We start from the raw sequence: 21,406 nt of genomic DNA on the forward strand, positions 1-21,406 counted from the left end.
TGGCCAGTCTCTTTGAAACGTGGAAAGCACGTGGGCTCAATCCCCTTACGCAGTGCTTCAGTATGCTTGCTCAAGGCCCTTAACCTCGAAGCTGAAATTTCTTACCTCAAATCTGAACAGTTACTTGTACGCGACGTATTGACAAATTGATGATTCTGTGCTATAATGAAATCAAATGTGAAATATTTGCACAAATGTGAGGACACTTGAGCCATTCAATGGGCGTATTTTTAGCTCTCTTGGTTGTGGCCTGGACTTTGCAAGGGGTGGGTTCTTTTTGGCAAGCGAGGCGTTTCTACGGCAGGATACAGCAACTGAGGACTTTGGGACGTTGTGCAGTAGGGGTATCAGGCAGCATTTATCGCACGAAAGCCTATGCCGTATTGGCCGTAGATGAACAGGATCGTATTGTTCGTGCGGAAAAACTCACCGGTTTTACTGTTTTCGCTCAGTTGCGGCCAGTGGATTCGTTGGTCGGCTATACACTCAGTGACCTGTTTTCCGGCCCCGTAGCAGGTTTGTCCCCCAAGTTATATAGCGCTTTCAGGATGGCTGCGGAGGCATTGGTTAGGGAGCATGCCGCCACTGATTCACTTGAGGGCGAGATGAACAGGAATGAGGGCGCCCCACAGTTGGGAGTAGAACAGGCAGATAGTGGCGTAGCTCCCAAAGAGGCTAGAAAGGAGGTGGTTGTTTAAGACAAACAATAAGAGTTCGGTGCGGGACGTAGTTTTTGAGCAGTTGCGTGACACTACTAGATTCATCATAACGATAAGGAGGACAGCAATGGAGTTTCTAGCCAATCTTGCTACTGGTTTCATCGGCCTATTCCAGGAGGGTGGCAAGGTGTTCGTAAGCCTCGTCACTGGCATTGTACCTCTACTGGTTGTGCTGATGACAGCGGTCAACGCTTTCGTTGCCTTGGTGGGGCCTCAGAGGGTTGAGGGTGTGGCCAAGAAAGCGGCAGGTGAGGGCGCGCTGTACTATCCTTTGCGCTACGTTGTTCTGCCTTTTCTCGCCTGTTTCTTCTTCACCAACCCCATGGCCTATACTATGGGCAAGTTTTTGCCCGAGAAGTATAAGCCAGCTTTCTATGACGCTGCAGTATCGTACGTTCATCCGCCACTGGGTTTGTTCCCGCACATTAACCCGGGCGAGCTGTTCGTCTGGTTAGGCATCGCCAAGGGCGTTCAAGATTTGGGTCTGAATCTGGGTGACCTTGCCATCCGCTATGCTCTTACAGGCTTGGTTGTGATCTTGATCCGCGGCATTGTTACGGAGAGGATATCAGCCATCCTGTGGGCTCGCAGAGCTAGGGCAGAGTAAGGAGGATACTAATGAAAGCGATCACTAGCTTACTAGAGAAGATCGGCCGAGGCGCTGGTAAGGTAGTAGGGATACTCTACCAGGCGGGGCGCGACTCGGTTGACCAGATTGTTACCAACATCCTACCGTTTATGGCCTTTATCGCCATGGTGATTGGTATCATCCTGAAGACAGGAATTGGCAACATCATTGCCAATACGCTATCGCCATTGGCGTCAAGCGTGCCAGGGCTAATCTTTATGTCCTTGATCGTGGGTCTGCCCGTGCTCTCCCCGTTGCTTGGTCCCGGCGCGGTTATTGCCCAGATTATCGGCACGTTGCTTGGTGTGGAGATTGGACGAGGTAACATCCCGCCGCAGTACGCACTGCCTGCGCTGTGGGCAATCAACCCACAGGTGGGCTGCGACTTTATCCCGGTTGGTCTATCGCTGGGTGAAGCTGAGCCCGAGACTGTGGAGGTCGGTGTTCCGGCGGTATTGTTCTCTCGGTTCATCACCGCCCCCATCACTGTGATTATAGGCTGGCTGGCCAGTATCGGGATGTACCGCTAAGAGGTTGTCAAAGCAGCAGGGGCTGACACAGCAGCCCCTGCTGAATGAATAAGCAGGAGGTTACAATCGTTATGTCTGAAAAGAAGTATCGCAAGGTCAAGATCGTTCATGGCCCCGCTGGCTGGGGTGGGCCGCTAATTATCGAGCCCAAGCCCGGAAAGGATCTGATCTATTCGGTCACGGGTGGTGGCATCCACCCAATAGCACAACGCATTGCGGAGCTTAGTGGGGGCACGCCGTTTGACGGGTTCCGCTCTAGGGCTCCCTTCGAGCAAATTGCCTGCGCAGTGATAGATTGTGGAGGAACTGCCAGGGTAGGCGTGTATCCGATGAAGAAAGTGCCTACTGTGGACATTATTGGAACGAAGCCATCCGGACCCCTGTTCAAGTTCATTACGCCTGACCTCTTTGTGTCCGGAGTTAGATCTGAAGACATCACCGTGATCGAAGAATAGTCACGGGTTGCACGAGAAAGCCCATAGTGCAATCTACATAGTATAGCATTAAGCGACAATTGGGTATTTGCGCGAGACAGGGGGCCTAGAGGGATTTTGTCGCCCTCTAGGCCCCTGTTAGTGCTTAGGTGGTAGTACTGGGTTGACCAAGGCTCCTCTTAGTGCTAAGGGGTGGATACGCACTATTGCTGCCGTGACTAGCTGGCATTTGTAGGTGGTATCAAGATTTGTCAAGGCCTTCATTACGTGTGAGCACCGTTGTGGTCAGGAGTAGCTGAATGTTTGTAAGGATGTTGTAACATTCCAAAAGGTGGATGATACTTTGCGTACCAAGTATGAGATGCACGTAGTGGAGATCGGTCCTCTAGTAGCAGAGTTTATTGCTGCCAGGATTCTGGTTTTCTTTAAATATGGAGCGCCACCAGAGCTGGCGGAATTCTCTATTCTGCACGAACCAAGCGATTTCTTTGAAGAGGTCTGCCCGGGTGACTATATTCTCATTGGCAATGAACAGTACCGTGTGACAGCGGTGGGAAATGTTGCCAATGATAACATTCGTGAATTGGGACACCTAATCATGAAATGCAATGGTAAGAGCAGCGCAGAATTACCAGGAGATGTTTGTGTCGAAGACAAGGCTTTGCCCCCGATAGAAGTAGGAATGACCATTCGAATAGTTGATGAAATGGTAATGTCAAAAAAGGGAGAAAAATATGAGCAGATTGAATGACGGCTTGCGCCAGAGGCACGAAACTGGCAACCCGATTCGCCTCGCTCTGGTAGGCGCGGGCCAGATGGGCAGAGGGATGATTATACAGATTGAACAGATGATGCAGGGCATTCAGGTCGTGGCAGTTGCTGACATTATCCTCGACCGTGTGGTGTTGGCCTACAAAGACGCTGGCGTATCCGCCGAGGATATTGTGGTTGCCAAGGATGCAGCAGCAGCCGAAAAAGCCCTGCAGCAGGGGAAGAGGGTGGCAAGTGATGATGCTGTGCTGCTCACCAGGCTGTCTACCGTCGAAGCGGTTGTCGAGGCATCAGGCGTGCCAGAGGTGGGAGCGAAGGTCGCGTTTAGCGCGATCCTCAATAAGAAGCATATCATTATGCTAAACGTGGAGACTGATGTCACTGTTGGCTATTTGCTCAGACGGCTTGCTGATAGCGCCGGGGTTGTGTATACTGTATCGGCAGGGGATGAGCCAGGAGCCGCGAAGGAGCTTTATGACTTTGCCAAAGCGATGGGCTTTCGTATTGTAGCAGCTGGGAAGGGAAAGAACAACCCGCTGGATCGGGAAGCGACTCCGGACAAACTTGCCGCAGAAGCTGCTAGCAAGAAGATGAGCGCTAAGATGCTGACCGCCTTTGTGGACGGCACAAAGACGATGGTTGAGATGACGGCTTTGGCTAATGCCACCGGTTTGGTTCCTGATGTGCGCGGGATGCATGGCCCTGTGGCGACAGTTGAGCAACTACCTACTCTGTTCTCTTTGAAATCACAGGGAGGTATTCTCAAGCGCGAAGGCGTGGTGGACTATGCTCTAGGGGCAGTTGCGCCAGGAGTTTTTGTCATCGTGACCACAGACAATAGAACCGTTGTTGAGGATTTGCAATATCTGCATCTAGGAAGTGGACCGAATTGGGTTCTCTATCGGCCGTATCATCTGGCCAATCTTGAGACACCTCTATCAGTGGCACGGGCTGTGTTGTTGGGCGAGACGACCATTGCAACGGTTCACAAACCAGTTGCGGAGACGATTACCATTGCCAAGAGGGATCTGAAAGCCGGTGAAAAACTGGATGGCATAGGGCAGTTTACCTTCTATGGCTCTATTGAGAGAGCCGACATTGCCGCGATGGAGCGCTTACTCCCTCTGGGGCTGGCACAGGGAGCGGTGCTAAAAGAGGATGTGGCAAAGGGTCAGCCAATAACCTATGATCAAGTAGAACTGGACCGTTCTTCTATGATTGTCCACCTGCGAGCACTGCAGGATCATATGGATTAGGTTACGATTCAGAGTATGCGTGCAGCTCAATTACGTGGGTTGCGAGATATCCAGGTAGTGGATGTACCGATGCCCACCGTCCAGAAAGCAGACGAAGTTCTGATACGTATTCACGCCTGCGGCATTTGCCCGAGTGACTTACGTAACTATCTTGGCACTGGCAAACGAATGGGGCAACTACCAGCCACGTTGACCCCAGGACACGAGTGGGCAGGTGAGGTGGTAGAAGTTGGGGCCGAAGTCAGAGACTTTAAAGCGGGTGATCGTGTGGTGCCTAGTTGGCGTGTAACTTGTGGGCATTGTTACTATTGCGGCCAGGGTCTGTTCAACTACTGTGTCAATACAGCACACGACCGGGTACGAGGTGGCTTCTGTGAATATGGAATAGCCCCGGCTTCCAATCTGCATCATATTCCGGACAATGTCAGTTACGAAGAAGCTACTTTTACAGAACCTTTGGCCTGTTGCCTCAATGGTATTACTATGAGTAACATAAAGCTAGGAGATGATGTTCTCATCATTGGCGCAGGTCCTATTGGCTTGTTGCACGTGCAATTAGCTCGCCTTAAAGGGGCGAGGGTTATTGTTAGCGATCCTATGGCTACTCGACGTAAAGTGGCACTGCAGTTGGGCGCACATGATGTATTCGATCCTTCGATAAATGACGCGGCTGAGAGGGTTCTGGAACTGACTGAAGGGAGAGGCGCCAACACAGTAATTGTGGCGGTTGGTATCCCACAAGCTATAACACAGGCCATGGAATGGGTGGGAGCTTGTGGCACGATAAACATATTCGCCGGCGTATACCCTTCGTCCAATATCCCGGTAGACCCAAACGTGGTGCATTACAAACAGCTTATTGTAACTGGAAGCCACGATTTTACACCCCATCACTTTCGCACTGCGCTTAAGCTAATCCGTTATGGCATGGTACGCGTACAGCTATTAATCAGCCACGTCATTCCTTTGGGACATGTTCAGAAAGCTTTTGATTTGGTAGCTAGTAAGCAAGGTTTGAAGGTCATCGTACGAATGGTTTAGGTACAAATCTTTTAGGGAGCCGATAGGTGCGGGAATCCTATGATGAGCGGCTTCGCTTGCTCATTCAGGTGGCAAGCTTGTATTACGAACGAGGGTTAACACAGGAAGAGGTGGCACAGCGAGTGCAACTCTCCCGTTCTAACGTATCACGGTTGCTTAGTGAAGCACGGCGGCTGGGCATTGTTGAGATCCGAGTCCGACATCCGTTGCCTACTATGGCTTCTTTGGAAGCAGAATTGCGCGATAGGTTTCATTTACAGAGTGTTCATGTGCTTTGTAGTGGCTTGTATGAACCTAATCAGGTATTGCAAGATATAGGGGCCTTGGCAGCAGAGCAGTTGAAAAACTTGCTTCACAGAAATATGATCTTGGGCATAGGTTGGGGAAGGGCACTCTATGAAGTCGTGAATGCATTCCAACCTATATCCATAGGAGATATATTAGTGGTACAAGTGATGGGAGGCATTGGGGCTGTTAATCCGCACATCGATGGGCCTGAGCTAGCAAGACGACTAGCGGAAGCCCTTAGTGGGCAGTTTCGGTACTTGCACGCGCCCCACATTGTGGAAAGCGCTGCTGTGCGGGAAGCTTTGCTCCAAGAGCGCAATGTGCGTGAAACACTGAATCTGGCACGTCAGGCAGACCTAGCATTGGTTGGAATCGGTTCGGTACATCCGGAAATTTCAGGATTGATTCGTGCGGGCTATCTTACCAAAGATGAGCTTGCGGCTATTGCCAGTGCCGGTTCCGTTGGTGATTTCTGTGGCTATTACTTTGACATACAAGGACGTATCTGTCCTCTAGAACTCCATCGGCGTATTGTTGGCATAGACTTGCCTTCGCTGCGCAAGGTGAAATGTGTGTTTGCTGTTGCCGGTTGGAAAGAAAAAGCCCCAGCGATTCTAGGAGCGTTACGCGGGGGTTTTGTAGACATTCTGGTTACCGATGATGCTGCAGCTCAAGAGGTGTTGCGGTTGGCGGATATTACGTAGCCATGTCCCGTAGACAGAGAGTTAAGACATGGAGAAAAGGATAGAATTAACCAAAGAGCAACTTCTGGATATGTTGAGTAAGATGCGCACAATACGTGCCTTTGAAGAGAAAGCGGATCAGTTGTTTGCACTGGGCAAAGTTCATGGCACAATGCACCTTTCCATTGGCATGGAAGCAACGGCAGTGGGCGCCATAGCCGCGCTACGGCCTGATGACTACATCACCAGCACTCACCGCGGGCATGGACACTGCATTGCCAAAGGCGGAGACGTAAAACTAATGATGGCTGAATTCCTGGGCAAGGAGACCGGCTATTGCCGCGGGCGGGGTGGCTCCATGCATATTGCCGATGTAGAGTCGGGCAACCTAGGCGCAACAGGGGTCGTAGGCGGTGGAATCCCTACGGCAGTAGGGGCAGCTTTGAGTGTTGCGCTGCGCAAAACTGGTCAAGTGGTGTTGTGCTTCTTTGGCGATGGCGCAGCGAATATGGGTATTTTCCACGAATCGCTGAACTTGGCAGCAATATGGAAGTTGCCCGTTGTGTTTGTCTGCGAGAACAACCAGTATGCCATGTCCATGCCGGTGGCGCGAGCCTTCCCCATCGAAAATATCGCTGAGCGGGCTGCAGCCTATGCCATGCCAGGCAAAGTAGTGGATGGCAATGATGTCCTTGCTGTCTACGCTGCAGTAGTGGAGGCAGTGGATAGAGCCCGCCATGGCCAGGGACCTTCGCTGGTTGAGTGCAAAACCTACCGCTGGAAAGGTCATTCCAAAAGCGATCAAGAGCGTTACCGTACACGCGAAGAAGTTGCGGCATGGAAGAAGAGAGACCCGATAGCACGCTTGGAAGCCTATTTGATCGAGCAAGGTGTCTTGACAACGGAGGAAGCGCAGCGGATTGCAAATGAGGCTCAGCAGTTGATCGAAGATGCGGTCGCATTTGCTGAGTCCAGTCCGGAGCCACGCGTCGAAGAAATCCATGAGGGAGTGTACGCCTGATGCGTGAAATCACCTATGCCGAAGCGATTCGTGAGGCACTACGTCAGGAAATGCAGCGAGACCCCAATGTTTTTCTCATGGGCGAGGACATTGGCATTTATGGAGGCGCATTCGGGGTGACTTTGGGACTTTTGGAAGAGTTTGGACCCGAGCGTGTCCGCGATACGCCTATCTCCGAAGGGGTAATTGCAGGTGCAGCCGCAGGTGCAGCCTTGACGGGCATGCGACCGGTCGCGGAAATCATGTTCATGGATTTCACAACCCTAGCCATGGAGCAGTTGGTCAATCAAGCGGCCAAGACACGCTATATGTTTGGCGGCAAAGCCAAGGTGCCGATGGTTTTGCGGACGCCGGCAGGATCAGGTACTGGCGCGGCCGCACAGCACTCCCAGAGCCTAGAAGCCTGGTTTGTACATGTCCCTGGGCTCAAGGTGGTGATGCCAAGTACTCCCTATGATGCCAAAGGCTTGCTCATTTCCTCCATCCGCGATGCCAATCCCGTGATATTAGTCGAGGAAAAACTCCTCTATCGTATGAAAGGGCCTGTGCCCGAAGAACCTTACACGGTGCCTTTGAGTGTGGCAGAAGTGAAACGCGAGGGACGTGACATCACCATAGTTGCTACAGGGGTAATGGTCATGCGTTCACTGGCAGCTGCTGAGAAACTGGCACTGGAGGGTATAGAAGTCGAAGTGGTCGATCCGCGCACCCTTAAACCCTATGATGCGGAAACAATCACCAAGTCAGTGATAAAAACCGGGCGTGTGCTCATTGTACATGAAGCGTACAAAACGTGTGGTTTTGGAGCCGAGATTTCCGCTATGATCAGCGAGGGACCTGCTTTTATGTACCTCAACGCTCCGATTCGGCGGTTGGCAGGGTTGGATATTCCCATCCCCTACAACCGCAATTTGGAGTATCACACTGTACCACAAGTGGAGAACATAATCGCTGCAGCACGTGAGTTAATGGCTTACAAATAGAATGACCAAGACCCGATGCGAAAATCCCAAACAGCTCCATCTTGTCATTGAGATTTGGTCATTTGTCATTTATTAGGAGGGTGTGAATTGGCTACACCAGTCATTATGCCCAAGACAGGCATGACACAAGAAACAGGCACGATCGTGCAGTGGTTCTATAAAGAAGGAGACCATGTGGAAAAAGGTGAGCCTCTTTTGGAAGTGATGACCGATAAGGTCAACTTACAAGTCGAGGCGCCTGCTTCCGGGGTGCTGAAAGGAATCAAAGCTTTCCCCAACGATGTCGTGCCAGTCACGCAAGTCATTGCCTACATTACAGAGCCTGGTGAGGAAATCGTTGCTGAGCGAGCAGCTGTTGCTCCATCAGCAGAGGTAGTGGCCGAGGTCGAAAGACACGAGCCTGTAGTGGAGTCCAAGGCGAAAGCGACTCCGGGGGTTCCAGAGAAAATCAAAGCCACCCCAGTGGCGCGTCGGTTAGCGAGGGAACATGGCATAGATTTGGCCAAAATCGCCGGAAAGGGTCCGGGTGGCGCCATCACCAAAGCCGATGTTCTGCAGGCTGCAGAACGCCCTGCAGCACCAGTGCCTTTGCCTGTGCGCGAAGCAAAGGCTATTCCTCTCGTTGGTCGGCGACGGATCATTGCCGAACGCATGCAGCAAAGCGCACGAGAAGCTCCACATATCGCCCTCTCGATTGAGGTGGATATGAGCGCAGCAGAAAAGGCACGCTATGGTGCTTCCTATACTGCTTTGCTTGTTCACGTTGTGGCTCGTGTGCTGCGCAAGCATCCTCTCTTGAATTCAACGCTGCAGGGCGATCAAATTGTGCTGCTGGATGATATCAACATCGGCGTGGCTGTGGCTACTGACGAGGGATTGATCGTCCCAGTGGTTAAAAATGCAGATACCAAACTGCTGGCAGACATTGATGCCGAGATCAATGAGTTGACCAGACGAGCGCGTGCCGGCAAGCTCACCTTGGATGATGTCACCGGCGGCACATTCACTATCTCCAATCTGGGCATGTTTGGTATACCTTATTTCCGCGCGATCATTAACCCCCCCGAAGCCGCTATTTTGGCTGTCGGAGCAATTGTAAAACGGCCGGTAGTTATTGACGATGGAATCCACATTCGGCCAATCATGACTCTCACCGTCTCCGCTGACCACCGTATTTTGGATGGTGTGGCAGTGGCCAATTTCCTACAAGAGCTCAAGGTCACGCTGGAAAGATTGGCTTAAGAGCTTCCCTGGGCGGCGATCACGGCCAGCGCAGAATATTGTAAGTCATTTTGCGCGCCCTTAATCATTCCTTTGTTGCGCTATTTTGCAAAGATAGTGTACCCCCGCCAGTATAAACCGCGTGAATACTTCGTTTTTCAACACCCTCTTGCCGATTTGACTTTTCCTAAGAGATGCTGTAAACTTAAGGAAAGCCTAAAATTTTTAGATATGAATCTTAAAGGTAAGACTAATATGATGGACAACCCTTCGGCGTTAAGTGAAAACATCCAAATGTACCTGGTCAATATCCTTCGTCTGGGGGCACAAGGACAGCCTGTCCCCCTCTCCCAACTGGCTGCAGTACTGGCAGTTTCTCCCATCTCTGTCAACCAAATGTGCCGCAAGTTACAGGACGAAGGGCTGGTGACTTATATCCCCTACAAGGGCGTCTCCATCAGCCCAGCCGGGAAGCAACTAGCGGCGCGTATCCTGCGGAGCCATCGCCTGTGGGAGGTCTTCTTAGTGGAGCATTTGCAGATAGGCTGGGAAAAAGCCCACGAAACTGCCTGCCGACTGGAGCACGATACACCAGATGAGGTCATTGAGCGCTTGGATGCGTTTCTAAACCGGCCCCGCTTCAATCCACAAGGCGAACCCATTCCCACCCCCTCAGGCGAGTTCACCTTGGCTCTCGTAAGCCCGCTAACAGATCTCAAGGCAGGACAGATGGGAAGCTATGTCCGCTGTACAGCGGATGAGGAGACCTGTGCCTTTCTAGCTGCCCAAGGGCTGCGGCCTGGTGCTTCTTTGCGCGTATTGGCTGTTGCACTAGATAGCATTTTGGTCGAAGTCAACGGCAAAAGAGTAGCCTTGGATCGCTCTGTAGCCGCCACATTGCAGGTGGAGCAAGAAGAACAGAAGACTGGAGGAACTCATTCATGAACAACACCTACCCTCTCAGCGCGCTGAAGGCAGGAGAAACTGCGTTCATTCGGGAACTGCTCGGAGGCTATAGCTTCCGCAGTCGCCTGGCTGCGCTTGGCTTCACGCCAGGGACTGAGATCAAAATGCTGCAAAACCTGGGCCATGGGCCACTGATTGTCAGCCTGCGTGATACGCGTATCGCATTGGGTCGGGGGGAAGCACAGAAAATCCTGATTAGCGTGGAGAAAGAACATCCATGTCAATGCACGAAAGAAAATCCGTCCGAATAGCTCTGGCCGGACAACCCAATGTAGGAAAGAGCACCATATTCAATCTGCTCACTGGCCTGAACCAACACGTGGGCAATTGGCCAGGCAAAACAGTCGAACAAAAGACCGGCACGTGCCACTGGGAAGACTGGACTTTTGATGTGATTGATTTGCCCGGCACGTATAGTCTGAGCGCCAACTCGCCAGAGGAGTTGATTGCGCGTGACTACATTATCAAGGAGAGACCAGATGTGGTTGTGGCCATTGTAGATGCAGCAGCCCTTGAGCGCAATCTCTACCTCGTTTCGGAGCTATTGTTTTTGCCTGTGCCCGTTGTCCTCGGCCTCAATATGGTGGACGTGGCCGAGCAACAAGGACTGCAGATAGAACCCCATGTGTTGGAAGCAGCCCTAGGAATTCCTGTCGTGCCTATGGTCGCAACCAAGGGGCAAGGTATCAAAGAACTGTTAGCGCGCATCCAGGAGATTATATGCAATAGAGCATCCTACGCTCCGACTGTACCTGATATCCGTGCAGATCATAAAGAGATTTTGGAACGCATCGAAGCCCTCGTTGCTGACCATGTGCCTCCAGAATATCCCAAGACCTGGGTAGCAATGAAAATCCTAGAAGGCGATAAGCAATTAATGGAGATGATGCAGGCGCGGCTCCCCCCTGAAATCTGGGGTGAAGTATATCAGATGATCAAGCAGCATGAGGACGCCTGTGTTGCTGTGGCCAGCGGACGGTATGCTTGGATTGGGCGCATGGTTCGTGCAGCCGTAATAAAGCCCAAGACAGGGCAGATCTCATTGACAGACCGACTGGACCGTTGGGCGACTCACCCTGTGTGGGGGTTGGTCATCCTTGCCGGCATCCTGGGTTTGACCTTCTGGTTGACGTATACCATTGCCTCACCGATCACACAATTATTAAACCTGTATATCATGCATACGCTGGCTGGTCTAGCCACTACGGTGCTGGCCTCTGCACCATCCTGGTTGACCAGTTTGGTGGTGGACGGGTTCATTGGTGGAGTAGGTACCGTCCTGACCTTTTTCCCTATTTTGCTTATTTTCTTTGCTGTGCTGGGCATTCTGGAAGACGTGGGATACATGGCACGAGGAGCCTATGTCATGGACCGCTTTATGCACCTAATGGGACTACATGGCAAATCCTTTTTGCCCCTGTTCCTAGGATTTGGCTGCAATGTGCCGGCTGTGGTGGGCTCGCGCGTCATTGAATCGGAGCGAGGCCGTCTCTTGACCATTCTTCTCTCTCCACTGGTTCCTTGCACGGCGCGCATGGCCGTCGTAGCTTTTCTGGCGCCTGTGTTCTTCGCGACACCAACTGCTGTTTCGTGGGGATTGCTCACTATCAACTTGATAGTTCTTGCCGTTTTAGGTCTGTTTCTAAACAAGTTGGTTCTCAAGGGAGAGCCCATCGCATTCATCATGGAACTCCCTCTATACCATCTCCCCAACTGGCGTACCATTGCTCTGACAGTGTGGCAGCGACTGCTGTCCTTCTTGACCAAAGCAGGTACGATTATCCTGATTGCCTCGATCGTCATCTGGGCTTTATCCACATTGCCCAGTGGGGATATCGAAAGCAGTTTTTTAGCAGCCTTTGGAAGATTGATAGAGCCTATTGGCAGACTCATGGGCCTGGATTGGCACATGATGGTAGCCTTGCTCAGTGGGTTCGTGGCCAAGGAGAACGCCGTTGCGACCTTAGGTGTGCTCTTTGGCACAGAGGGGAATGAAGCAAACCTGGCAGCAATCCTGCCCACCATTTTGACCCCAGCGGCAGCTCTGGCCTTTCTGGTCACACAGATGCTGTTTATTCCATGTGTGGGCACATTGAGCGCGATAAGGCAAGAGACTGCTTCGTGGCGGTGGACGCTATTCAGCGTTTTACTCCTGCTTGTCATCTCGCTAACGGGCGGGCTGCTCAGTTATCAAATTGCCCGTTTGCTCTTTGGATAACCGCAACTCACCTACCTCTCCATGGGATATGCCTCCTTGCAGACGATTGCATGGGCGCCACATGAGAATGCCTTCTTATCGAAGCTATGTATCGCTTCACCAGTTGAAAGGATAGGTCCTATGCTAGAAAAAATCCTGCACATTATTAGTACTGGCGGTACGCACAGCCTCAAGCAACTTGCCCAGCAATTGGATGTCAGCGAGGCTCTTTTAGAGAGCATGATAGAAGAATTGGTGCGCTTAGGCTATTTGCAACCCCTGAGTGGCAAATGCAGCGAAGCCTGCGAGCATTGCCCCATCAGCAGCGCTTGTGGCATTGGTAGAGCGGGCCAAGTGTGGGTACTGACAGAAGCGGGGCGACGGATAGCGCAGTGTTAGACATTTATATGAATTGCTGCAAAAATCTTGACAATGATGCACTAAAGTTGTAAAATGTCTTTGCCAATAATTAGACTAAGGTTAGGGTATGGGCGAGAATAACACCTCTCAAAATAGGGAACAACAAGAGAAGTTGCAAGAGCAGCTTGAGACGGCTAGAAAAGAGGCTGCCGAAAATCGTGACAAATACCTACGCGCTTTAGCGGAGTCAGAGAACATGCGCAAGCGTCTGGATCGCTTGTGCGAAGAACGCATGTGGCAGGAGAAGAAGCGTCTGCTGACCTATTTTGTCGAATTGGGCGACCAATTGGAGGAAGCCCTCAAATACGCAGATGCTGATGACCCACTGGGCGCTGGCATACGATTGACTTACCAACAGCTGCAGAAAATCCTTGCCCAAGAGGGTGCCCAAACCTTGCCGGCAGTGGGGCAGATTTTCGACCCCAATATCCATGAGGCTGTAGAATTAACCGATAGCGCTGGCAGAGAGAACGAAGTCACTTTTGAATACCGGAAGGGCTACATGCTCGACGGCAGGTTGTTGCGCCCAGCGCGTGTGCAGGTAAGAAAGACCAATAATGACAAGCCAACAGACTGAAGACACTGCGTGATTAAGGGATACGGGTAAGCGGTATGGAGTATAAGGACTATTACAAAATATTAGGTGTAGACAAGACTGCCAGCCAACAAGAAATCAAGAAAGCTTATCGCCGACTGGCTCGCCAGTACCATCCTGACGTAAACCCAGGAAACAAGGCTGCTGAGGCTCGCTTCAAAGAGATCAATGAAGCTTACGAAGTATTAAGCGACCCAGAAAAGCGTAAAAAATACGATGAACTGGGCGCGAGTTGGCAGCAATGGCAACGCATGGGCGGAGATCCACGCGGCTTCGACTGGAGCCAATGGTTTGCTGGTGGGCAACCGGGAGGCGGCCCGCGCGTGCACGTGGAATATGGGGACTTGGGCGATCTTTTCGGAGGTGGCTTTTCCGATTTCTTCCGCAGCATCTTCGGGGATATGGGTGGTGCAGAATACGTACGGCAAACACGTACACGTCGTGGGAGCGATGTGGAGCACCCCGTTGAAATTACTCTTGAGGAGGCTTACACGGGCACTACAAGGATCTTGCAGTTGGATAACCGCAGAATAGAGGTCAAGATCCCAGCGGGCGTAGACACAGGTTCGCGCGTGCGTATAGCTGGAGAGGGCGCTCCCGGAATCGGTGGCGGGCAAAGGGGTGACCTTTACCTGAGGGTTTCGGTTTTGCCGCACAAGATTTTTGAGCGCAAGGGGGACGATCTGTACTGCGAAGTACCCATTGATCTCTATACCGCTGTCCTTGGCGGCGAAGTCGCTGTGCCTACTATGAAAGGCCAGGTCATGCTCAAAGTACCTCCAGAAACGCAGAGTGGCAAGCGCTTCCGCCTCAAAGGTTTGGGTATGCCCAATCTGAAGAATCCAGATGTCAAGGGCGATCTCTATGCAGAAGCAAAGATCGTCTTGCCGCGGGGGCTGACGAAGCAGGAAAAGGAGCTATTTGCACAATTGGCTTCGCTGCGAAGTCGTTGATCGCCTTTAATGAAGGAGTTTTGCGATGAGAATGAACATGAAGAAGTGGAGTTTTATAGGTTTGATTAGCTTGTTCGTGTTGTCTTTGACGGGTTGTGGCCTCTGTGGGTTGCCCACTTGTGGCCGCTTGTCGCGTCCAACTCCCACACCAACCGTGGCTGTGCGCGCTTTACCTGAGCTGGTAGTCGCCACGCCAACGCCCTTGCCCGCAGAGATCATCCAAGAGGCAGATGCCGAGGAGTTGCTGCTCATCAATATCTACAAGCGAGTGAACCCGGCCGTGGTACATATCCGCGTGGTTCAGCGGGTTAGCAGTGAGGGATTCACTTTTCCCCAGGTCCCAGGATTCCCGAATATCCCACAGAGCCCCAAAGAATTCTACCAGGAGGGTGCCGGGTCTGGATTCGTTATCGACAAACAGGGCCACATCGTGACGAATAACCATGTAGTAGAGAATGCCGAAGAGTTACAGGTTACCTTTCACGATGGTACTACTGTGCGTGCGGAAGTCATTGGAACAGATCCAGATAGCGATCTAGCGGTGATCAAAGTGGATGTATCAGAAGAGATGCTCCATCCCGTTGAATTAGGTGATTCGGACAAATTGGAGGTCGGACAGCGCGCTATTGCCCTTGGCAATCCGTTTGGTTTACGCGGGACGCTGACCACGGGCATTATCAGCGCACTTGGCCGTAGCCTCCCCTTAGGGCGGGCCTCGGTAGTTATTGGTGCACGGTTCACCATACCAGAGCTGATTCAAACGGATGCCGCCATCAACCCTGGCAACTCAGGTGGTCCATTGCTTGATTCACAGGGCCGAGTGATTGGGGTGAATACGGCATACGACCCAAATACATCGGGTATCGGCTTTGCTGTACCGGTAAACACAGTGAAGCGTGTCGTGCCCAAACTGATCAAAGATGGCTACTATCCCTATCCCTGGCTTGGTATCAGTGGTACTGATCTTTCGCTTGATATCATCGAGGAAATGAAATTGCCCGTGCAACGTGGCGCTATTATCCTGGAGGTAACGCCTGGAAGCCCAGCCGACAAGGCAGGTTTGCGTGGTAGCAGCAAGACGGTACAAAAAGCTGGCCGTAAGGTTCAGATTGGCGGTGACGTGATTATCGCTATTGATGGACAAAAGGTCGAGCAATTCGAGGACATACTGGTTTACATCCTGCGTCACACAGAGGTCGGGCAAGAGGTAAATCTGACCATTATTAGGGATGGCCAGGAACGTGTGGTAAAAGTGAAGCTTGGCGAAAGGCCTAGGGAATAAAAATAGGCAGGAGGGATGCAATGAAACGGAACATCATGCTATGGATACTCGTTGCTTTGTTGGGTGTGGCAGTAACGGGTTGTGGCATATCACCCCGCGTCACTCCCACGCCAAAACCCATGCTCACGCCTACACCAATCGTAATCGTGGTTACTCCTACGCCATTGCCAGCAACAGCAATACAAGTTGCAGACATAGAAGAGAATTTGGTAATTGATGTGTACGCTCGCGTCAGTCCTGCCGTGGTCTATATTACCAGCCGTGTGATCGTACGAGATTTCTTCTGGGGTGCAATCCCCCAAGAAGGCACTGGTTCTGGATTCGTCATAGATAAAGAAGGACACATTGTCACGAACAATCACGTTGTAGAAAATGCGGAAAAGATTGTCGTGACTTTATCTGACGAAACCTCCGTCGAAGCAAAATTGGTGGGAACAGATCCAGCAAACGATCTGGCAGTGCTCAAGATTGACGTTCCTGCCGATAAGTTGCAGCCGGTCGAATGGGGAACTTCGGCTGATTTACGTGTCGGACAGAGAGCCATCGCTATTGGGAATCCATTTGGGCTGGACCGCACGCTGACTACTGGCGTGATTAGCTCGCTGGGCAGGCCCCTTGATCTTGGTCAGGGGCGGCGCACTATCTACAACGTCATTCAGACAGATGCCGCCATCAATCCGGGCAATTCGGGTGGGCCGCTCTTGGATTCGCAAGGCAGGGTGATCGGTGTTAATACTGCTATTTATTCACCTAGTGGTGGTTCGGTGGGGATAGGCTTTGCGATTCCGGTGGACACGGTACGCCGTGTCGTCAACTCCATTATCGAGAAAGGTTATTATCCCCATCCCTGGTTGGGAATTACAGGTCTGACTATCGTCCCAGAACTAGCCGAAGCACTCAATTTGCCAGTAGAGCGGGGGGTGTTGATCCTTGAGGTGACGCCTGGTCAGGCTGCTGCGCGTGCTGGGTTGCGTGGTGGGCAGCGCCGGGTAAGAATTAACGGCTATACCATTGCTGTAGGCGGGGACATTTTGATCGCCATTGATGGTAGGAAAATCAAAGAAATCGGTGATCTCATCAAGTATCTAGAAACAGAAACTGAGGTTGGACAGCAGGTAGAGCTAACCATTATCCGGGACAGCCGTGAAATGACCGTACAAGCCATATTAGGAGAACAACCTAGGTAGAAGGAAACTGGAGGAAGCTGGCTATGGATTATCGAAGCCCTGATGATCCCTGTTACGTGATCGGCATTGCGGCTCAAATGGTCAATCTACACCCACAGACTTTGCGCTATTACGAGCGTATCGGATTGGTGGTACCAGCTCGTTCTCCAGGGAATATACGCCTTTACTCTCAGAGAGACATCGAGCGGCTGCAGAGGATCTGTCGCTTAACCAACGAGTTAGGGGTGAATCTGGCGGGTGTGGAAGTGATCATGCGCCTGACAGATACCATTGAACAATTGCAGGCTGAGATGGACGCATTGCGCACTTCTTTCGAAGCTGAGATTGAAGAGTTGCGACGACGTCTACTTAGCAGCGGGATAGCCATTGGGGAGAGATGAATCGCTCTTTACACTTGCTGAACAAAAGATACTACAAGGAGGTCAACTCGTGATTACGGAGAAGGAGCTTCAAGAACTAGCAGGTTTTGTGAGCAGAGGTCTGCCGGCAATAAGCCTATATCTCGATACGGACCTCACCCAACAGCCTAAGGAAAAGTGCAAATTGATCCTACGTGATTTGCTGGAAAGGGTGAGGAGCTCGGCATCAGACACAGACCTAGCCAAAGTCGAGCGTTTCTTTGACCTGGAATATGACTGGCAGGCCAAGGGGGTCGCTATCTTCTCTGCGGCTGACCAGGATTTTTGGCGCGTCTACCCACTGGCTGCTCATATCGAAAGCGAAGCCCACACCGGTGACAGGCTTTACCTTAAGCCGCTCAGCCATTTCCTGGATCGCTACGATCGCTATGGTGTAGTGCTGGTCGACCGCGAGAGTGCACGCTTCTTCCTCCTGCATCTGGGACAAATCGAGGAAAAGAGCGAATGGATCGGTCAGGACCTGAAGCGTCACAAACAAGGCGGATTCGCTGCAGCCCGCTATCAACGCCATGTTGATAAGCAGGCGGAGCAGAACTTGAAGCTGGCTGCCGAAGCAACAACTCGCTTCTGCCAAGACAACCACTGCAAAGGGATTATTTTAGGTGGTGCGGATGAGACACTAGCCCGTTTCCGCGCCATGCTGCCCAAAGCGCTGCAGAAGCAGATCATCGGCACTCTGGGTTTGGATGTGACCGCTCCTGCAACCGAGGTGATGGAACGTTCATCGGAACTCATCCGTGCTGAGGAGAACGAGCGGCAAGGCAAACTCGTGGAGGATCTCATTACAGCAGCGGCCAAAGGGGCAGGTGCTGTAACTGGCTTAGCGGACACTTTTTATGTCGTCCATCAAGGACGTGCCCACATCCTAGTAGTGGAGAAAGGATTTGAAAGCGACGGCTATCTATGCGATGGCTGTCAATATGTTAGTGCAGAACCTATTGCCAAATGCCCATTCTGCGGAGGTAAGCCTCACCCAATCCGCGGTGCAGTAAACCGTGTGATGCAGCGGGTCATCGAGGCTGGGGGCAAAGTGGAAACGGTAACAGACAACGAGCACTTGGCGCAGGCAGGGCATATTGGCGCGATTCTGCGTTATTAGCAAACGATGAGCAATTGAATAACAAGTAATCTACAAAGTAATAGACTACTTGTTACGGAGAGTTGGTATGAATCTGAATCGGTATACAGAAAAGGCGCAAGAAGCTCTGGTTCAAGCCCAGGAACTTGCGTTACAATACAATCACAGTCAAATAGATCCAGAGCATTTGCTCTTGGCACTGTTGCAGCAGGCAGATGGCGTGGTGCCGCAAATCATCACGAAATTGGGCCTTGCGCCACTCTCGCTGCAGCGTCAATTGGAAGAAGAATTGCAGAGGCGCCCCAAAGTATATGGTGCGGCTGCTCGGGTTGGCATTGGCACAACGCTGCAGAACGTGCTGAACCGCGCGGAAGCACAAGCACAATCCATGCGCGATGAGTATGTGTCCACCGAGCACCTGCTGATGGGTTTGGTGCTGGTGTCAAGTGGGCGTGCTGGTGAGATCTTGCAGCAACACGGTATCACACTGAACCGCATCTACGAGGCTCTCACTAGCATCCGCGGCACACAGCGCGTAACGGATCAACATCCTGAGGGGAAATATCAAGCCCTGGAGAAATACGGGCGCGACCTGACCCAACTGGCGCGGCGAGGCAAACTCGATCCAGTCATCGGACGGGATGAAGAAATCCGCCGTGTTATCCAGGTGCTCTCCCGACGCACAAAGAACAACCCGGTGCTGGTGGGTGAAGCTGGCGTGGGCAAGACGGCAATTGTCGAGGGGCTTGCGCTGCGCATTGTGCGTGGCGACGTGCCCGAAGGATTGAAAAACAAGCGAATCGTTGCCCTGGATTTGGGCGCGATGGTGGCTGGAGCCAAATACCGTGGTGAATTCGAAGAACGCCTGAAAGCAGTGCTTAAAGAGGTCACCGATTCTCAAGGCGAGATCATTGTCTTCATTGACGAACTGCACACGGTCGTTGGCGCCGGGGCAGCCGAAGGAGCAATGGATGCTAGCAACATGCTCAAGCCCATGCTGGCTCGCGGAGAATTGCACTGTATTGGAGCAACTACGCTAGATGAATATCGCCAGCATATCGAGAAGGACGCTGCCCTAGAACGCCGCTTCCAGCCTATCTATGTGAGCGAGCCCACGGTGGAGGAGACGATCAGCATCCTGCGCGGCTTGAAGGAGCGCTACGAGGTGCACCATGGTGTGCGCATCCAAGACGCTGCCCTGGTAGCTGCGGCCGTACTTTCGCACCGCTACATCACCGACCGTTTCTTGCCTGATAAGGCTATTGACTTGATCGATGAGGCGGCTGCACGACTGCGTATGGAGATTGACAGTCTCCCTGCTGAGCTCGATGAGGTGGAGCGGCGCATCATGCAATTGCAGATCGAGCAACAGGCACTCAAAAAAGAGGGCGATGAAGCATCCCGGGAGCGCCTTCAGAAGATCGAGCAAGAACTGGCGGACCTCAGGGAAAAGAGCACGGCGATGAAGGCCCAATGGCAGCAGGAGAAAGAAATCATTCAGACTATCCAGCAACTCAAGACGCGCATCGAGGAAACGAAACAGTCCATTGAGCAAGCGGAGCGCCGTGCTGATTTGGAGCAAGCAGCGAAACTACGCTATGGGGATTTGCCCAGCCTGGAGCGAGAACTGCGCGCACAGGAACAGCGCCTTCGCGAGATACAGCGTGGACAACCCATGCTCAAGCAGGAAGTGGATGAGGAGGATGTAGCAGAGGTTGTCTCCAAATGGACCGGCATCCCTGTTTCCAAGCTGCTGGAAGGTGAGAAGGCTAAGCTATTGCGCATGGAGCAGAATCTGCGCATGCGCGTAGTAGGCCAGGACGAGGCTATTTCTGCCGTAGCCAATGCGGTACGACGGGCTAGAGCCGGCCTGCAGGACCCGAACCGGCCCATCGGGAGTTTCCTGTTTCTTGGCCCTACTGGGGTAGGTAAGACCGAGCTGGCTCGCGCTCTGGCCGAGTTCCTCTTTGACGATGAGGATGCCATGATCCGCTTGGACATGAGTGAGTATCAAGAACGCCATACGGTAGCGCGGTTAATTGGCGCGCCGCCAGGCTATGTGGGCTACGAAGAGGGTGGCCAGTTAACAGAGGCTGTGCGCCGACGACCATATTCTGTCGTCCTTTTTGATGAGATCGAGAAAGCGCATCCAGAGGTGTTCAATGCGTTGTTGCAGGTGCTGGACGATGGACGATTGACCGATGGGCATGGACGCACTGTCAATTTCAAGAATACGGTGATCATCATGACCTCCAATGTCGGTAGCCACTGGATCAAGGAATTAGGCGGTCGCGATGAGGCAGAAATGCGACGTCGTGTGCTGGAAGCGCTGGGGCAGCAATTCCGGCCAGAGTTCCTCAATCGCATTGATGAGGTCATTATCTTCCATTCACTGGGCATGGAGCAATTGATCCAGATTGTGGACATCCAGCTTCAACGCCTGGGGGCTCTGCTGAATGACCGTAAGGTCAAGCTGGAACTGACGCCAGCGGCGAAACAACGTTTGGCTGAAGAAGGTTATGACCCTGTCTATGGGGCACGACCTCTCAAACGAGTCATCCAGCGACGGATACAGGATCCCCTTGCTTTGAAATTGCTGCAAGGCGAGTTCAAGGAAGGAGATGTGATCACTGTAGATATCCAGAGCGATGAATTTGTCTTTAACGCTAATAGGAAAGTGTAGTGAGTGAGAGAGCAGGCAATAACGAGCGCGAGAGGAGCGGAGCAAAAGACA

The 21,406-nt window shown here is 52.2% G+C and carries 22 protein-coding genes; all 22 read left to right on the forward strand.

Annotated elements, in window-relative coordinates; all coding sequences use genetic code 11:
- Positions 1–218 precede the first annotated feature (218 nt).
- The 22 genes from H5T67_11585 (at position 219) to clpB (ending at position 21,355) form a co-directional block, all read left to right on the forward strand.
- Positions 219–698 (forward strand): hypothetical protein, encoded by a 480-nt coding sequence (locus H5T67_11585; protein ID MBC7245948.1) that lies wholly within the window; start codon positions 219–221, stop codon positions 696–698.
- Positions 699–786: 88 nt separating this feature from the next.
- Positions 787–1,326: a PTS glucitol/sorbitol transporter subunit IIC gene (locus tag H5T67_11590; protein ID MBC7245949.1), complete on the forward strand. Its 540-nt coding sequence runs from the start codon at positions 787–789 to the stop codon at positions 1,324–1,326.
- Positions 1,327–1,337: 11 nt separating this feature from the next.
- Positions 1,338–1,877 (forward strand): PTS glucitol/sorbitol transporter subunit IIB, encoded by a 540-nt coding sequence (locus H5T67_11595; protein ID MBC7245950.1) that lies wholly within the window; start codon positions 1,338–1,340, stop codon positions 1,875–1,877.
- A gap of 71 nt (positions 1,878–1,948) precedes the next feature.
- Positions 1,949–2,332 (forward strand): PTS sorbitol transporter, encoded by a 384-nt coding sequence (locus H5T67_11600; GenBank protein MBC7245951.1) that lies wholly within the window; start codon positions 1,949–1,951, stop codon positions 2,330–2,332.
- A gap of 340 nt (positions 2,333–2,672) precedes the next feature.
- The gene (locus H5T67_11605) at positions 2,673–3,062 is read left to right on the forward strand and encodes a PTS glucitol/sorbitol transporter subunit IIA (protein ID MBC7245952.1); all 390 of its coding nucleotides are present in this window, start codon (positions 2,673–2,675) and stop codon (positions 3,060–3,062) included.
- Positions 3,046–4,338 (forward strand): NAD(P)-dependent oxidoreductase, encoded by a 1,293-nt coding sequence (locus H5T67_11610; GenBank protein MBC7245953.1) that lies wholly within the window; start codon positions 3,046–3,048, stop codon positions 4,336–4,338. Before H5T67_11605 ends, H5T67_11610 begins: the two co-directional genes overlap by 17 nt.
- A 15-nt stretch (positions 4,339–4,353) precedes the next feature.
- Positions 4,354–5,379, forward strand: coding sequence for an alcohol dehydrogenase catalytic domain-containing protein (locus tag H5T67_11615; protein MBC7245954.1), 1,026 nt, complete (start codon positions 4,354–4,356; stop codon positions 5,377–5,379).
- A gap of 26 nt (positions 5,380–5,405) precedes the next feature.
- On the forward strand, positions 5,406–6,371 hold the full coding sequence (locus H5T67_11620; GenBank protein ID MBC7245955.1) for a sugar-binding transcriptional regulator: 966 nt from the start codon (positions 5,406–5,408) through the stop codon (positions 6,369–6,371).
- 28 nt (positions 6,372–6,399) lie between these two features.
- Entirely contained in the window at positions 6,400–7,371 is a 972-nt protein-coding gene (locus H5T67_11625; protein ID MBC7245956.1) for a thiamine pyrophosphate-dependent dehydrogenase E1 component subunit alpha, read from the forward strand.
- A complete protein-coding gene (locus H5T67_11630) occupies positions 7,371–8,354 on the forward strand; it encodes an alpha-ketoacid dehydrogenase subunit beta (protein ID MBC7245957.1) in 984 nt (327 codons plus the stop codon). Before H5T67_11625 ends, H5T67_11630 begins: the two co-directional genes overlap by 1 nt.
- A gap of 87 nt (positions 8,355–8,441) precedes the next feature.
- Positions 8,442–9,596, forward strand: coding sequence for a 2-oxo acid dehydrogenase subunit E2 (locus tag H5T67_11635; protein ID MBC7245958.1), 1,155 nt, complete (start codon positions 8,442–8,444; stop codon positions 9,594–9,596).
- Between the two features lie 234 nt (positions 9,597–9,830).
- The gene (locus H5T67_11640) at positions 9,831–10,520 is read left to right on the forward strand and encodes a metal-dependent transcriptional regulator (GenBank protein MBC7245959.1); all 690 of its coding nucleotides are present in this window, start codon (positions 9,831–9,833) and stop codon (positions 10,518–10,520) included.
- Positions 10,517–10,792, forward strand: a complete 276-nt coding sequence (locus H5T67_11645) for a ferrous iron transport protein A (protein MBC7245960.1) — start codon at positions 10,517–10,519, stop codon at positions 10,790–10,792. Before H5T67_11640 ends, H5T67_11645 begins: the two co-directional genes overlap by 4 nt.
- A complete protein-coding gene (gene feoB / locus H5T67_11650) occupies positions 10,759–12,759 on the forward strand; it encodes a ferrous iron transport protein B (protein MBC7245961.1) in 2,001 nt (666 codons plus the stop codon). Before H5T67_11645 ends, feoB begins: the two co-directional genes overlap by 34 nt.
- Before the next feature lie 120 nt (positions 12,760–12,879).
- The gene (locus tag H5T67_11655; GenBank protein MBC7245962.1) at positions 12,880–13,137 is read left to right on the forward strand and encodes a hypothetical protein; all 258 of its coding nucleotides are present in this window, start codon (positions 12,880–12,882) and stop codon (positions 13,135–13,137) included.
- Positions 13,138–13,270: 133 nt separating this feature from the next.
- Positions 13,271–13,735 (forward strand): nucleotide exchange factor GrpE, encoded by a 465-nt coding sequence (locus tag H5T67_11660; GenBank protein MBC7245963.1) that lies wholly within the window; start codon positions 13,271–13,273, stop codon positions 13,733–13,735.
- A gap of 35 nt (positions 13,736–13,770) precedes the next feature.
- Complete coding sequence (locus H5T67_11665; protein MBC7245964.1) at positions 13,771–14,706, forward strand: DnaJ domain-containing protein; 936 nt, start codon at positions 13,771–13,773, stop codon at positions 14,704–14,706.
- A 25-nt stretch (positions 14,707–14,731) separates the two neighbouring features.
- Positions 14,732–15,988, forward strand: a complete 1,257-nt coding sequence (locus tag H5T67_11670) for a trypsin-like peptidase domain-containing protein (GenBank protein MBC7245965.1) — start codon at positions 14,732–14,734, stop codon at positions 15,986–15,988.
- 20 nt (positions 15,989–16,008) lie between these two features.
- Complete coding sequence (locus H5T67_11675; protein MBC7245966.1) at positions 16,009–17,175, forward strand: trypsin-like peptidase domain-containing protein; 1,167 nt, start codon at positions 16,009–16,011, stop codon at positions 17,173–17,175.
- Between the two features lie 23 nt (positions 17,176–17,198).
- Complete coding sequence (locus H5T67_11680; GenBank protein MBC7245967.1) at positions 17,199–17,555, forward strand: helix-turn-helix transcriptional regulator; 357 nt, start codon at positions 17,199–17,201, stop codon at positions 17,553–17,555.
- Between the two features lie 49 nt (positions 17,556–17,604).
- Positions 17,605–18,693 carry a hypothetical protein gene (locus H5T67_11685; protein MBC7245968.1) on the forward strand — a complete coding sequence of 363 codons (1,089 nt, stop codon included), beginning with the start codon at positions 17,605–17,607 and terminating at the stop codon, positions 18,691–18,693.
- A 67-nt stretch (positions 18,694–18,760) separates the two neighbouring features.
- On the forward strand, positions 18,761–21,355 hold the full coding sequence (gene clpB, locus H5T67_11690; protein ID MBC7245969.1) for an ATP-dependent chaperone ClpB: 2,595 nt from the start codon (positions 18,761–18,763) through the stop codon (positions 21,353–21,355).
- The last annotated feature ends 51 nt before the right edge of the window (positions 21,356–21,406 follow it).

The organism is Chloroflexota bacterium, from assembly GCA_014360905.1.
Taxonomy (GTDB): domain Bacteria; phylum Chloroflexota; class Anaerolineae; order UBA2200; family UBA2200; genus JACIWX01.